We start from the raw sequence: 12,921 nt of genomic DNA, 5'->3' as shown, positions 1-12,921 counted from the left end.
CACCTGGTATTTTTGGGGTACGGGGTCTATTAGGATATGAGAGATCTGGCGGCCCGGCTCGTCTGCCGATCCGGGCCGCCATCCTGACGAGGATGGCACGCATCAGGGATGACACGCGTCAGATCTTGCCGTCGTCCTTGAAGACGTCGCTCCAGTCTTTCACCAGACCGTCGAGCGCTTCCTTGGCAGTGCCGTTGCCGGCGACCACGTAATTATGGACGCGCTTCTGCATGGCCTGCAGCAGCGAGGCGTAGCTCGGCTCGGCCCAGAAATCCTTGACGATCGCCATCGAGTCCAGGAAGGCCTGGGCATAGGGCTGGCTCTTGGCAAAGCCTGGCGCATTGACGACGGAGTTCAGGCAGGAAAAACCGCCGAGTTCCCACCATTTGGCCTGTACATCGGGCTGTGCGAACCACTTGATGTATTGCAGGGCGGCATCGCGTTTGTCGGAATAGGAGACCACCGAGATGCCCTGGCCGCCGAGCTGGGCGAAATGCGCCTTTTCAGCCGGATTGGGGAAGAAGCCGATCCTGTCGCCGCCGACCTTCTCGTCCTTGTAAAGGCCGGGCCAAGTGAAGGCGAAGTTCATCTGCATGGCGACCTGGCCGGATTTGAAGGCGTCGGCGGATTCGACCATGTAGACGTTGGAGCTGCCGGGCGGGGTGCAGCAATCATAGAGCGACTTGTAGAATTCGAGGCCCTTGACCGCGTCGGCCGAGTTGACGAAGCCTTCCATGTCATAGGGCTTCTTCGGGTTCTCGTACTGGAAGCCCCAGTCGTAGAGCACGTTGGTGACGCCCATGGTGATGCCTTCGGAGCCGCGCTCGGTATAGATCGAGGCGCCGTAAACGGTCTTGCCGTCGATCTCACGCTTCTGGAAAAACTCGGCGATCTGCTTCAGTTCGTCGTAGGTCTTCGGCGCTGCGAGATCGTGGCCGTATTTCTCCTTGAATTCCTTCTGCAGTTCCGGCTTCTCGAACCAGTCCTTGCGGTAGGTCCAGCCGACGACGTCGCCCATGGCGGGCAGCGCCCAGTAGTTCGGGGTGTTCTTCGGCCATTCCGAGTAGCCGACGACCGTCGCCGGCACGAAGTCATCCATCTTGATGCCTTCCTTGTCGAAGAAGTCGTTGAGCTTGACGTAATGGCCGTTCTCTGCCGAGCCGCCGATCCACTGGCTGTCGCCGATGATCAGGTCGCAGAGCTTGCCGTGCGAATTCAGCTCGTTGAGGAAGCGATCGGCATAACTCGTCCAGGGAACGAATTCGAACTTCATCTGCGTGCCGGTCTTGGCGGTGAAATCCTTCGAGAGCTCGACCAGCGCATTGGCGGGGTCCCATGCGGCCCAGCACAGCGTCAGTTCATCGGCTTTGGCGAGATTGGGCAATGCCGACGACATGACGAATGCCGTGGCCAGCCCGAAAAGGGCTTTCGATGTTTTCTGCATAAGTTCCTCCCAGAACCAAGGGCCGGCTCCCCGCCGGCGTCGCATGTTCACCCACTTCAGAGAATGCTCACATGAACTCCTCAATCATCATGTTTAGCAATATGTTTAGTGATATCTATTTTTATAAACATTGCAAGCGCCAATCGTTGCTGCAATGCGACAGGTGTCGCGCCACATCGGCGGATAGTTTTGGGGCCGATCGTTTTTCGGCAGATCGCGAAAAATTCTTTGGCGAGCGTACCGATGCAGCGACATCTGGCCTCGCTGCGACATGGATCACACGGTATGGACTGCGCGCCGCTCCTGTTTTTCCCCGGAGCGGATCAAGCTTGGCCTCGCTTCGGCGGGGCCTTTTTCTTGAATCCTTTCTTGGGATCGATAGTGGCCAGCTATCCGGCTGCATCGGGAATATTCCTGCGTAGTGCGAGATTTAGCCTTTCCGGCCGGATGCAACGGGCGTATTCAGCCAGTGCGCGGCTTTCCATGTCCGCGCACCTCCGCGCGTCAGATCTTCGATCGGCTTCCTTCCCGTTTCCCTGCCGCGTCATCCGGAATTTTTATTGGCAGATCGATGACCACGGCAGAGACGAGCGAGAATGGGCAAGAGGCGGCGAGCGGCCGCCAGGCGAAGATCGTGGCGCTGGTCGTTGCCGTTTCCTTCTTCATGCAGATCCTCGACGGCACGATCGTTACCACCTCGTTGCCGCAGATGGCGGCAAGTTTCGGCGTGCAGCCGGTGTCGATGAGCATCGGCATCACCGTTTACATGCTGACGATGGCCGCTTTCATTCCGCTGTCCGGCTGGCTTGGCGATCGGTTCGGCGCACGCCGCATCTTCCTGATGTCGATCGCTGTCTTTACCGGCGCCTCGCTGTTTTGCGGGCTGTCCGGCAGCCTTGCGGAATTTGTGCTGTGGCGCGCCGTCCAGGGGGCGGGCAGTGCGCTGATGACGCCGGTCGGGCGCATCATCGTACTGAAAAATGCCCGCAAGTCGGAACTCGTCCAGGCGATCGCGCTGATCACCTGGCCGGCACTGACGGCGCCGGTGATCGGCCCGGTGCTCGGCGGCTTCATCACCACCTATGCCAGCTGGCACTGGAACTTCCTCATCAACATCCCGATCGGCATTCTCGGCATCGCGCTGGTGCTGCGTTTCGTGCCGGAGCAGCGCGAGACCAATCCGGGCCGGCTGGATCTCCTGGGCTTCGTCCTCAGCGCTGCGGGACTGACCTTTCTGCTCGCCGCGCTCGAACTCTCGGTCAAATGGGACGGCGGGCTTTTGCCCGTCATATCAATGCTGGCGGCGGGCATCGTACTGTCTGTCATGGCGACGCGGCATTTCCTTGCCGTCGACAATCCGCTGCTCGACCTTTCTGCCTTCCGCATCCAGACCTTCTCGATGTCGACGCTGTCGGCGGGCACGGCCTGCCGGATGGCCATCAATGCGACGCCGTTCCTGCTGCCTCTGCTGTTCCAGCTCGGCTTCGGCCTCAGCTCGATTGCCGCCGGCACCTATCTGCTCGTCTATTTCCTCGGCAATTTCAGCATGAAGGCGGTGACGACGCCGCTGCTGCGCTTCTTCGGCTTTCGCACAGTGCTTGGGGTCAACGGGCTGATCGCCGCGCTTTCGATCGTCGGCTGCGGTTTCCTCTCGCCGCAGACGCCGCCATTTTTCATCCACGCGCTGCTTTTCCTTGCCGGCCTGTCGCGCTCGATGGAATTCACCGCTTTGAACACGTTGGCCTTCGCCGATATCGGCCCGGCGCAGCGAAGCTCGGCCTCGACGCTGTCGAGCATGCTGCAGCAGGTATCGATGCTGCTCGGCGTGGCGGTGGCGGCGGCCGTGCTCAACATCGGCTCGGCTCTCAGGGGCGCCGACAATCCGGTTCTTGCCGATTTCCGCTGGGCTTTCGTCGTGGTCGGCGCGATCGGCGTCGTCTCGTCGCTGCGCTTCCTGCAATTGCCGGCGGAGGCGGGGGCCGAAGTATCCGGCCATCGGAAATTCCAGAAAAGTTAGCTTGCTGCGGAACCAATCGGGCCGCTCGGCGTTTATGCATCTCATTTCAGGTTCTTCGTTTCCCCATCTCCTTCAACGGCTTCCATGGGATCCTCCCCAGGCCAGGGTCATGTTCTGAAAATGCCGGATTCCCGACATCCTTCTTCCGCGCCGCCTGCAACAAGAGCGAGGGATAACCGCTGTTTACCCCGGGCGGCCAATACAATACGACATTGCCATGCGGACGACTCGGACGCTTGCGGGCGGTCGTCGCTGCGAGAGAACGCCGGGAGACCGAATGAGCAATTCTAGCGGCGATGCGGATGCCCTGATCCACATCCTCTATATCGACGACGACGAGGGGCTTGCCCTACTGATGCAGAAAAACCTGCGTGGGCGTGGCTTTTCGGTCGAGCGGGCCGAGAGCGGCGCGGCCGGCCTTGCGAGACTCGGCGAAGGCGGTATCGACGCCGTCTTGCTCGATCATATCCTGGCCGGCGAGACCGGCCTCGACATTCTGCCCTGCATCACGGCGATGCCGGATCATCCGCCGGTGATCTATGCGACGGGTTCGGACGATACCAGCATCGCGGTCGCGGCGCTGAAGGCCGGCGCCGACGATTACATGCTGAAGGGGATCTCAGCCGATTATTTCGACCTGCTCGCCGCCGCCCTCGAACAGGCGCTGGAGCGGGCGCGTTTTCGCCGCGAGACGGCGCAGGCGCAGGAGGTGATCCGCCAGCAGCGCGACCTTGCCGAAATGCTGCTTACCGAAGTCAATCACCGCATCGCCAACAGCCTCGGCCTCGTCGGCGCGCTGATCCGTATGCAATCCTCGATGACCACGGATCAAGTGGCGATCGACGCGCTGCACGAAACGCAGATGCGCATCAATGCCATCGCCAGCGTGCACCGCCGGCTCTATACCAACCGCCAGGTCGGCTCGGTGCAGGTCGACGAATATCTGAACAGCTTGCTCACCGAACTCGAAACCTCGATGCGCGACGACAAGCGACCGCACCGGATCGTGCTCACCGCGCAGCCGGTCAATCTGGCGACAGACAAGGTGATCACGCTCGGGCTGATCGTCAGCGAGCTCGTCACCAATGCCTTCAAATATGCCTATCCGGACAGCGTGCCGGGCGAGATCCGCGTCATCGTCGACCAGACGGACGAGGCATTGCGTGTCATCGTCGAGGATGACGGCGCCGGTTTCGACCCATCGAGCCCGGCCAGGGGAACCGGCCTTGGTACACGCATTTTGACGGCGATGGCCGCCAGCTTGAAATCGGATTTCGCCTATGACCCCGGCCACGACGGAACCAAGGCGACGCTGGTGTTTTCGTTGCACGAGGTGAAGTAGCGTTTGACGCTGGACTCGACGATGTTTCTCTCGTTCGCCGCTATACAACAGGCCGTTTGTCCCATCTCTACAATAGTTTACCGACATCACAGCAAGGAACATGACGCTAGGGGAGGAGACATGACGACGATTCGCACACCGAAGGAAGTCTATGATTTCTGGTTCGTCAGATGCGGCCGGGAGCTGTGGTTCCGCGCGACGCCTGACCTCGACGCGGAGATCAGCACGGTTTTTCGCGATACCCATCAGGCCCTTGCCGCGGGTGTTGACGCCGAATGGCGGGCGGATGCGGAGAGCCGGCTGGCGGCTGTCATCGTGCTCGACCAGTTTCCCCGCAACATCTATCGCGGCACGGCGCTTGCCGTTGCGACCGATGGGCTGGCGCTTCGGGAAGCCAAAGTCGCGCTTGCGTCGGGCGCCGATCAGGCGGTCGAACCCGCATGCCGGACCTTTTTCTACATGCCGTTCGAACATGCCGAGGACCTTGGCGAGCAGGAGCGATCGGTGGAACTGTTCGGCGCGCTCGGCGATGCCGAATATCTCGATTATGCGATCCGCCACCGCGACGTGATCGCCACCTACGGCCGTTTTCCGCACCGCAATGTCATGCTCGGGCGGGAGTCCACGGCTGAGGAATGCGACTATCTCACCCGGCCCGATGCCGGTTTCTAAGGGTTTCCAGGGAGCTTCCGCCTTTCTGTCGCCTTTCTTTACTAAGACAAGCTGGCATTCTATTCCGACGACAACCTTTCCCGGAGGCGCTTTTGCGGCTGAGACCGATCCTGCTTCGCACCATTCTTCTGCTGACGCTGGCGGTCGCGGGCGCGCATTTCAAGGGTGTTGCGGCTTTCGCACAGGAGCCGCAGGCACCGACGGCCGTGCAGGCGCCGCTCGCCGATACGCCGTTCGACCAGGCGACAAAGGAGATCGACAAGGCGAAGGTCCAACTGACGGCGCTTCAGGACGGCGTCAAGCAGAATGCCGACAACGACGATGCCCTGGTCGGGCTTGCGACCAAGGCCGACGAGCTCAGCCGCGCCGTCATCACCATATCGGTCAATCTTAGGCCGCGTTTCGACCAGATCAAGAACCGGCTTGCCGAGATCGGCGATCCGCCGAAGGACGGACAGCCGCCGGAAGCCGAGGTCGTCACCCAGGAGCGCAACGCGCTCGCCGCCGAACGCGCGCAGATCAACGCGCTGACGGGCGATGCCGAAAACCTCTCGATCACGGTGACGAAGCTCGTCAACGAGATCACCGAGATGCGGCGGCGGCTGTTTGCCGATACGCTGCTCAGGCGCACCGAGATTTCGGTCTCGGTGCTCGACGATGCCGGCAGCGCCTTTGTGCACGAGGCCAGCGAATTCTCGCAGGCGCTGTCGAGCTGGGCCACCTTCGTCTGGAAATTCAAGCGTTTCCCGATGTTTGCCGCGATCTTCCTGTCGCTTGCCGCGGCGCTGATCCTGCTCTCCGGCAGCTACCGGCTGTTCGGCTCCTACCTGCAGCGCGACGAGGCTGTCGAGAACCCGTCCTATATCGGCCGGCTGTCGATCGCCTTCTGGTCGACGTTGATCCGCACCCTGGCGCTCTCGGTGCTGCTCGTCACCTCGTTCTTTTTCCTTAACGGGTTCAATGTGCTGAGGCCCGACATCGCACCTGTCATCGGCGCGCTGTTCGGGGCGATCGGGCTCGTCTATTTCGTCGGCCGCTTCGTCAATGCCATCTTCGCACCGCACGAACCGCGCTGGCGCCTCGTTCGGCTTTCCAATCTCGGCGCGCGCTCGATCGGCTACTGCCTGCTGGCGATGGCGATCGTCAACGCGCTTGATTATCTGTTTGGCACGATCGGCGAGGCGATGGGCTCGCCGCTGGTGCTGACCGTGGTCAGAAGCCTGATCGCCGCGCTGATCATCGGTCTGATCCTGATCGCGGTCTCCTTCGGCAAGCCGATGCTGGCCAGGAACGGCGATCCCGATGCGCCGGGAAGGCATTGGCCGCGCGGCATGGCGATCATCCTGCGGGTGGTCGGCGCCGGCCTCATCCTCACCGCGCTGACCGGTTATGTCGGGCTCGCGCGCTTCGTCGCCACACAGCTCATCATCACCGGCGCCGTCGTCGTCACCATGTATGTCGGCCTGCTCTCCGGCAAGGCGATATCCAGGCAGGAAAGCTTCGGCGACACCTTCTTCGCAAGCTTCCTGACACGCCGTTTCAAGCTCGGGCCGGTGGCGATCGACCAGGCCGGCCTGCTTGTCGGTCTTGCCATCTATGCGGTGGCGCTTCTCGTCGGCATCCCGCTGATCCTGCTGATGTGGGGCTTCCATGTGCAGGACCTGCAGATTCTTGCCTATAGGCTATTCACCGAGGTCAGGCTCGGCGGTATCAGCATCTCGCTGCTCGGCATCTGCACCGGCATCCTCTTGTTTGCCGGCGTCTACCTGCTGACGCGCTGGCTGCAGCGCTGGCTCGATGGCAATGTGATGGCCAGAAGCCATGTCGATCTCGGCGTGCGCAATTCGGTCAAGACGGGCATCGGCTATCTCGGCGTCGGCATCGCGGCGATCATCGGCGTTTCGGCGGCCGGCATCGATCTGTCGAGCTTCGCGCTCGTCGCCTCCGCACTTTCGGTCGGTATCGGTTTCGGCCTGCAGAACATCGTCTCCAACTTCGTCTCCGGCCTGATCCTGCTCGTCGAACGGCCGTTCAAGGTCGGCGACCATGTCGTTTCCGGCACGGCCGAAGGCATCGTCAAACGCATTTCGGTGCGCGCCACGGAGATCGAGACCTTCCGCAAGCAGTCGATCATCGTGCCGAATTCGGAGTTGATCAACGGCCTCGTCGGTAACTGGACACACCGCAACAAGATCGGTCGCTCGGAAATTCCGGTTTCCGTCGCCTACAACGCCGATCCGCAGCAGGTGATGGACATCCTGCTGGAACTGACGGCCAAGATACCGCTCGTCATGCGCAATCCGGAGCCGCATGTCGAATTCCTGCGCTTTGGGCCCTATTCGCTGGATTTCGAGCTGCGTTTCTTCCTCGCCGATATGGGTGACGGCATGGCGGTGCGCAACAATCTCAGGATCGAGATCCTTAAGCGCTTCAAGGCCGAGGGCATCGAGATCCCGCTGCCACAGACCGATCTTACCATCCATCGAGAGGCTCGTCCCGCGCTTGCCGATGCGGGCAGGGATCAACCCAACGAGCAGGAAAACTCGGCCGACACGCCCATGGAGGAGGAAGAGCAGCCGGTGCGGCAATTGCGCAGCAAGACGGCAGACGGCAATCGGAAAGGCTGAACGGGTCATTCAGCCATCATTCACAGCTATATGTGCATGATCTCCACTATCGGGATCGCTGCCGGGGGCAGCACCGATCGTTCGAGGGGAGGGCGCGCCAGCGCCGCCGCACATGATGGCAAGATTTGCCGCCGTTCTGCTTGTCCCGCTGCTTGCCGCACCCGCGGCTGAAGCGGCATCCATCACCAACACCGATCCAGCCGCCGTCGTGCTCGTCATCACCGAGAGCGGCCAGCGCGTCGAGGTTGTGGTCGATGCCGGCGCTTCGGAAAACCTCTGTGCTTCCGGCTGCTTCATGACGACGCCCGACGGCGACCGCATCGGGCTCGACGGCGGCGAGACGATCGACATCGTCAAGGGCTCGGCCGTCGTCAAGTAGCGCCTGTCCTGATTAACCCGCTCAAGCTTCTCCGGGATTGGGAACAGGTTCCGGCCGGGCAACAACCGGGCGCGTCAGCCGCGTGATGGCGAAGAATGCGGCAACGGCGACGGTGCTGAGCAATGCAGCGATCGATAGTGACCATGATACGCCGAGATAGCCCATCAGGAAGGCAAGCGCGAACGGCGCCATCGAGGAGACGACGAGACGAACCGACATGATTTGTCCTTGCCGCCGGCCGTAGCCATCGCTTCCGAAGAGCGCGAGCGGCAAGGTTCCGTAGACGATGCTGTTAAGCCCCGAGCCGAGGCCGAAGACGACGGCGAAGACCAGCGCACCAGGCACCGAGGGTGCGGTGGCGATGAGGATGACAAGGGCTGTCGGCAGCAAGATGGCGCAGATGATCGCGAGCATCACTTGCGACAAGCTCTCGCCAAAGACCATGTTGATGAGGCGGCTCAGCACCTGTGACGGGCCGAAGAGCGTTCCGACCACCACTGCCATGGCGCCGAGGCCGAGGGCCGACATCACAGGCACCATGTGAACCAGAAGCGCCGAGTTCACGAAGCTTTCCAAAGCAAAGCCTGTCACCATCAGGATAAAGGCCAGCCTGCGCACCGACGGCGGAAGGCTCGGCTCGGCGCGTTTTGCGGCCTCCTCTCCGGTCCGTCCCCTGGTTTGGCTGATGCCACGGGAGAGCCAGGCATGAATGGGAAGGCAGACAACGAGATTGAGCGCGGCGAAAATCAGATAGACGTTCTGCCATGAGAGATGCGCATGCAGCGCCGTGGTGATCGGCCAGAAAATGGTTGAGGCGAAGCCGGCGATTAGGGTCAGATAGGTGATGCTGCGCTGGGCGACCTGCGGCCTGATCTGCACGAGCAGGGCGAAGGCTGCGCCATATTGCACCAGGTTCGAGGCGATCTCGATGCCGATCAATGCCGCGACGAAAGCGATCTTTCCCGGCGCGAAGGCGCAGGCGACGAGGGCGGCGGCGGCAATCGCCGAGCCCGACGTCATGATCCTGCCTGCGCCGAAGCGATCAATCCACGTGCCCATGAGAGGTGCGGCCAGACCGCCGATCAGAAGGGCCACAGAGAGCGCGCCGAAGATCCATTCAGATGACCAGCCCAAATCACGGGCCATGTCGGGGGCGAGGATGCTGAAGCTGTAATAGAGCGATCCATAACCGATGATCTGCGTCAGCCCGAGCGCGGCAATGGCCGCTACCGGTGGTCGTTCGGTGCTGATTGTCATAGGGATCTGAGGCTCACGCGCTGTTCGAGCTTTTCGGCTTCTTCCTTCCTCTCGCTGTAGCGGTCGGTCAGATAGTTCGAGGCATCACGGGTCAGCAGCGTGAACTTCACCAGTTCCTCGCAGACGTCGACGACGCGGTCGTAATAGGACGAGGGTTTCATACGGCCGTCCGCGTCGAATTCTTGGAAAGCTTTTGCAACCGAGGACTGATTGGGAATTGCGATCATCCGCATCCATCGTCCAAGGATGCGGAGCTGGCTTACCGCATTGAAGGACTGGGAGCCGCCAGAGACCTGCATCACCGCCAGCGTCTTGCCTTGCGTCGGCCGAACAGAGCCGACCGACAATGGAATCCAGTCGATCTGCGCTTTCATGATGCCGGTCATCGCGCCATGACGTTCGGGGCTGACCCACACCTGGCCTTCAGACCATGCCGACCATTCGCGCAACTCCTGAACTTTCGGGTGGCTCGCCGGCGCCGCATCAGGCAGCGGCAGACCTTCCGGATTGAAGATGCGCACTTCGCAGCCGAAATATTCGAGCAGCCGCGCGGCCTCCTGTGCGAGGAAGCGGCTGTAGGACACTGCTCGCAACGAGCCATAAAGGATCAGGATGCGCGGCTTGTGCGTCGAGAACGCCGGCCTGAGCGCGTCCATATCCGGTTGACGCAGATGCATCGGTGATATGGCAGGTAAATCAGACAATGCGCTTGCCTCCGGCATCGAGCACCTTCTCGCCGTCTTCCTTGGTGAAGGCGCCCTGATGCGTTTCCGGCAGGATTTCGAGAACAAGTTCCGAGGGCCGCGACAGACGCGTGCCGAGCGGCGTGATGACGAAGGGCCGGTTGATCAGGATCGGGTTTTTCAGCATCGCGTCCAGCAATTGCTCGTCGGTAAGATCAGGGTTGTCGAGGCCGAGCTCCGCATAGGGCGTGCCCTTTTCGCGGATCGCCTCGCGAACGCTCAAACCGGCATCCGCAATCACCTTGATTAGCTGGTCGCGCGACGGCGAGTTTTTCAGATATTCGATAACGTTGGGCTCAATGCCGGCGTTCTGGATCATCGCAAGCGTGTTGCGCGAGGTGCCGCATTCGGGGTTGTGATAGATCGTAACATCTATGGTCATGAGGCGGATTCCGTCTTGGTGAGAGTTTCAGGATCGCGGGCTTCCATCAGCAGCCATCCCGCAAGCATCAGCGCCAGCAAGGCGCCGAGGACTTCAGCGGCGATAAACCCCGGTAGATCGATCGGGCGGATGCCGGAAAAGGTGTGCGTCAGCGATCGAGCAATCGCGACGGCGGGATTGGCAAAGGACGTGGAGGCGGTGAACCAGTAGGCGGCGGTGATATAAAGGCCGACCAGCCATGCCACGGCATCGGCGCGAAAGCGCACACCGGCTAAGATGACGAAGACGAGGCCGAAGGTTGCCGTCACTTCAGAGAGCCATTGCGCGCCGCCGGTGCGCACGGTTTCCGAGGCCTGCAGCACGGGAAGGGCGAACATCGCATGAGCGAGCATCGTTCCGGCAATGCCGCCGACGATCTGCGCGGCGATATAGGGGGGAACGGAGGAGGCAGGCAGTTCGCGCCGGAGCGCAAACACCAGCGACACGACCGGATTGAAATGAGCCCCGGAAATCGGGCCTAAGATCGTAATCAGGACGACGAGGATTGCCCCCGTTGCCAGCGTATTGCCGAGCAGCGCAAGCGCCGTATCGTCCGTCAGGCTATCCGCCATGATGCCCGAGCCGACGACGGTTGCTACGAGCAGCAGCGTGCCGAGCGCTTCGGCGACCAGTCGTCGAGACGGGGGAAACATCGGCGCGCTCATGCCGGCAGGCTCCGGACCATCAGGGCGGCCGATGCCGGGCACAGGCTTGCGGCCTGCCGCGTCGTCAGGATCTCGGCCGGCGCTTCATCGCGGGCGATCGGACGAAAGCCGAGCGATTGAAAGAAGGAGGCGGCTGTTTCTGTCAACAGTAGGCGGCAGTGGCGCCTTTCCTTTGTGCCTGATCGAGCAGGCTAAGGGTGATCGCATGGCCGAAGCCAAAGCCTTGCTGATCGGACAGCACGACAATGGAACGCAGGAGTACAGTCTCGCCATAGAGTTCCAGCCCGCCGAAGCCGACCGTCTCGCCGCCACGTGAAAACCGATAGAAGCTTCGGCCGGCGTCTGTGAGGTCATCGACCGGAAGCCCGGCGCCTGCGAGCGCGCCGCGAAGTCTGTCGTCGTGCCCTTCCAAGGCCTGCTGGTTCAAATCGAAACCCATCAGCTCGCCTTGGGCTGTTTAATGCTGGCGCCTTCCATGGTGCCGATCTGGCGCAGGTGCGATTCCAGGGCGAGCTTGTCGATCGAGGAAAGAGGCAGGCTCAAAAAGGCGCTGATCCGGTTCTTGAGGAAGCGGGCGGCCTGCGCGAAAGCGCGGCCTTTGTCGACTTCGCTGCCCTCGACGACAGCCGGGTCCTCGACGCCCCAATGGGCGGTCATCGGATGACCGATCCAGACGGGACAAGCCTCGCCGGCAGCGCTGTCGCAAACCGTAAAGATGAAGTCCATCTCCGGAGCGCCCGGCTCGGCGAATTCGTCCCAGCTCTTTGAACGGAGGCCGACTGTTGGGTAGCCCTGCGCCGCAAGCTCCTTCAGCGCATAGGGATTGACTTCACCCTTCGGCTGGCTGCCGGCCGAATAGGCCTTGAATCGACCCTTGCCTTCGGTCTCAAGGATGGATTCAGCCAAGATCGAGCGGGCAGAATTGCCCGTGCAGAGAAAGAGCACATTGTAAATGCGGTCAGGGGTCATTGCAATTTCTCCTTCATTTTAGGGGCGCAGCAGGCCGCGACCTCCGCGGCAGGTGCGCAGATTTCCGGATGCCCGGAACAGCAATCTTCCATCAGAAAGCGAACCAAGCCACCAAGTGCCTCGTAGTTCGCGGTGTAAATGATCGATCGGGATTCACGCTGTTGCGCGATCAACCCCGACCGTTCCAGCTCTTTCAGATGGAAGGAGATATTAGAGGGCGAGACCTCCGCCTTCTCAGCGATCGCGCCTGCCGCCATGCCGTCGGGACCCGAAACCACGAGCATGCGGACGATGTGAAGGCGGGTTTCCTGCGAGAGCGCGCCGAATGCGATGAGGGCTTGACGTTGATCCATATTTCAATAATCCTTGAATCATTGAAACGAGG

13 protein-coding genes and 1 pseudogene are annotated in these 12,921 nt (G+C 61.5%); 6 read left to right on the top strand and 8 right to left on the bottom strand.

Annotation, left to right across the window (positions count from 1 at the left end; translation table 11 throughout):
* Positions 1-118: 118 nt before the first annotated feature.
* The gene (locus AC245Y_RS12720; protein WP_011652417.1) at positions 119-1,444 is read right to left on the bottom strand and encodes an ABC transporter substrate-binding protein; all 1,326 of its coding nucleotides are present in this window, start codon (positions 1,442-1,444) and stop codon (positions 119-121) included.
* A 71-nt stretch (positions 1,445-1,515) separates the two neighbouring features.
* Between AC245Y_RS12720 and AC245Y_RS12715 the strand changes: the two genes are divergently transcribed.
* The 6 genes from AC245Y_RS12715 (at position 1,516) to AC245Y_RS12690 (ending at position 8,481) form a co-directional block, all read left to right on the top strand.
* Positions 1,516-1,866, top strand: coding sequence for a hypothetical protein (locus AC245Y_RS12715; protein WP_245274017.1), 351 nt, complete (start codon positions 1,516-1,518; stop codon positions 1,864-1,866).
* A 149-nt stretch (positions 1,867-2,015) separates the two neighbouring features.
* Positions 2,016-3,461, top strand: a complete 1,446-nt coding sequence (locus AC245Y_RS12710) for an MFS transporter (RefSeq protein WP_017994413.1) — start codon at positions 2,016-2,018, stop codon at positions 3,459-3,461.
* 277 nt (positions 3,462-3,738) lie between these two features.
* Positions 3,739-4,803 carry a sensor histidine kinase gene (locus AC245Y_RS12705; RefSeq protein WP_012757887.1) on the top strand — a complete coding sequence of 355 codons (1,065 nt, stop codon included), beginning with the start codon at positions 3,739-3,741 and terminating at the stop codon, positions 4,801-4,803.
* 120 nt (positions 4,804-4,923) lie between these two features.
* Positions 4,924-5,475 carry a DUF924 family protein gene (locus tag AC245Y_RS12700; RefSeq protein ID WP_012757886.1) on the top strand — a complete coding sequence of 184 codons (552 nt, stop codon included), beginning with the start codon at positions 4,924-4,926 and terminating at the stop codon, positions 5,473-5,475.
* Between the two features lie 92 nt (positions 5,476-5,567).
* Entirely contained in the window at positions 5,568-8,102 is a 2,535-nt protein-coding gene (locus AC245Y_RS12695; protein WP_017994412.1) for a mechanosensitive ion channel family protein, read from the top strand.
* A 112-nt stretch (positions 8,103-8,214) separates the two neighbouring features.
* Positions 8,215-8,481, top strand: a complete 267-nt coding sequence (locus AC245Y_RS12690) for a hypothetical protein (protein WP_017994411.1) — start codon at positions 8,215-8,217, stop codon at positions 8,479-8,481.
* Between the two features lie 21 nt (positions 8,482-8,502).
* Here the strand turns inward: AC245Y_RS12690 and arsK are convergent, their stop codons facing one another.
* The 7 genes and pseudogenes from arsK to AC245Y_RS12655 all read right to left on the bottom strand — a co-directional run bounded on the left by arsK (position 8,503) and on the right by AC245Y_RS12655 (position 12,889).
* Positions 8,503-9,738, bottom strand: a complete 1,236-nt coding sequence (gene arsK, locus AC245Y_RS12685) for an arsenite efflux MFS transporter ArsK (RefSeq protein WP_012757883.1) — start codon at positions 9,736-9,738, stop codon at positions 8,503-8,505.
* Positions 9,735-10,460: an arsenical resistance protein ArsH gene (gene arsH / locus AC245Y_RS12680; RefSeq protein WP_012757882.1), complete on the bottom strand. Its 726-nt coding sequence runs from the start codon at positions 10,458-10,460 to the stop codon at positions 9,735-9,737. Before arsH ends, arsK begins: the two co-directional genes overlap by 4 nt.
* Positions 10,435-10,863 (bottom strand): arsenate reductase (glutaredoxin), encoded by a 429-nt coding sequence (gene arsC, locus AC245Y_RS12675; protein WP_012757881.1) that lies wholly within the window; start codon positions 10,861-10,863, stop codon positions 10,435-10,437. The genes arsH and arsC overlap by 26 nt, the downstream gene beginning before the upstream one ends.
* Positions 10,860-11,567, bottom strand: a complete 708-nt coding sequence (locus tag AC245Y_RS12670; RefSeq protein ID WP_012757880.1) for an aquaporin — start codon at positions 11,565-11,567, stop codon at positions 10,860-10,862. Before AC245Y_RS12670 ends, arsC begins: the two co-directional genes overlap by 4 nt.
* A pseudogene (arsN2, locus tag AC245Y_RS12665) lies at positions 11,564-12,006 on the bottom strand (arsenic resistance N-acetyltransferase ArsN2). The gene AC245Y_RS12670 and the pseudogene arsN2 overlap by 4 nt, the downstream one beginning before the upstream one ends.
* Positions 12,006-12,536: an arsenate reductase ArsC gene (locus AC245Y_RS12660; protein WP_017994410.1), complete on the bottom strand. Its 531-nt coding sequence runs from the start codon at positions 12,534-12,536 to the stop codon at positions 12,006-12,008. Before AC245Y_RS12660 ends, arsN2 begins: the two are co-directional and overlap by 1 nt.
* Complete coding sequence (locus AC245Y_RS12655; RefSeq protein WP_012757878.1) at positions 12,533-12,889, bottom strand: ArsR/SmtB family transcription factor; 357 nt, start codon at positions 12,887-12,889, stop codon at positions 12,533-12,535. Before AC245Y_RS12655 ends, AC245Y_RS12660 begins: the two co-directional genes overlap by 4 nt.
* Positions 12,890-12,921: the final 32 nt, after the last annotated feature.

This window comes from Rhizobium sp. SRDI943, from assembly GCF_057653695.1.
Note: the sequence above shows the minus strand (reverse complement) of the source record. Positions and strands in the feature narration are given on the sequence as shown.

Coding starts and splice junctions, on each gene's coding strand:
- AC245Y_RS12720 (WP_011652417.1), bottom strand. CDS start 1,444: ATGCAGAAAACATCGAAAGCCCTTTTCGGGCTGGCCACGGCATTCGTC.
- AC245Y_RS12715 (WP_245274017.1), top strand. CDS start 1,516: ATGAACTCCTCAATCATCATGTTTAGCAATATGTTTAGTGATATCTAT.
- AC245Y_RS12710 (WP_017994413.1), top strand. CDS start 2,016: ATGACCACGGCAGAGACGAGCGAGAATGGGCAAGAGGCGGCGAGCGGC.
- AC245Y_RS12705 (WP_012757887.1), top strand. CDS start 3,739: ATGAGCAATTCTAGCGGCGATGCGGATGCCCTGATCCACATCCTCTAT.
- AC245Y_RS12700 (WP_012757886.1), top strand. CDS start 4,924: ATGACGACGATTCGCACACCGAAGGAAGTCTATGATTTCTGGTTCGTC.
- AC245Y_RS12690 (WP_017994411.1), top strand. CDS start 8,215: ATGATGGCAAGATTTGCCGCCGTTCTGCTTGTCCCGCTGCTTGCCGCA.
- arsK (WP_012757883.1), bottom strand. CDS start 9,738: ATGACAATCAGCACCGAACGACCACCGGTAGCGGCCATTGCCGCGCTC.
- arsH (WP_012757882.1), bottom strand. CDS start 10,460: ATGCCGGAGGCAAGCGCATTGTCTGATTTACCTGCCATATCACCGATG.
- arsC (WP_012757881.1), bottom strand. CDS start 10,863: ATGACCATAGATGTTACGATCTATCACAACCCCGAATGCGGCACCTCG.
- AC245Y_RS12670 (WP_012757880.1), bottom strand. CDS start 11,567: ATGAGCGCGCCGATGTTTCCCCCGTCTCGACGACTGGTCGCCGAAGCG.
- AC245Y_RS12660 (WP_017994410.1), bottom strand. CDS start 12,536: ATGACCCCTGACCGCATTTACAATGTGCTCTTTCTCTGCACGGGCAAT.
- AC245Y_RS12655 (WP_012757878.1), bottom strand. CDS start 12,889: ATGGATCAACGTCAAGCCCTCATCGCATTCGGCGCGCTCTCGCAGGAA.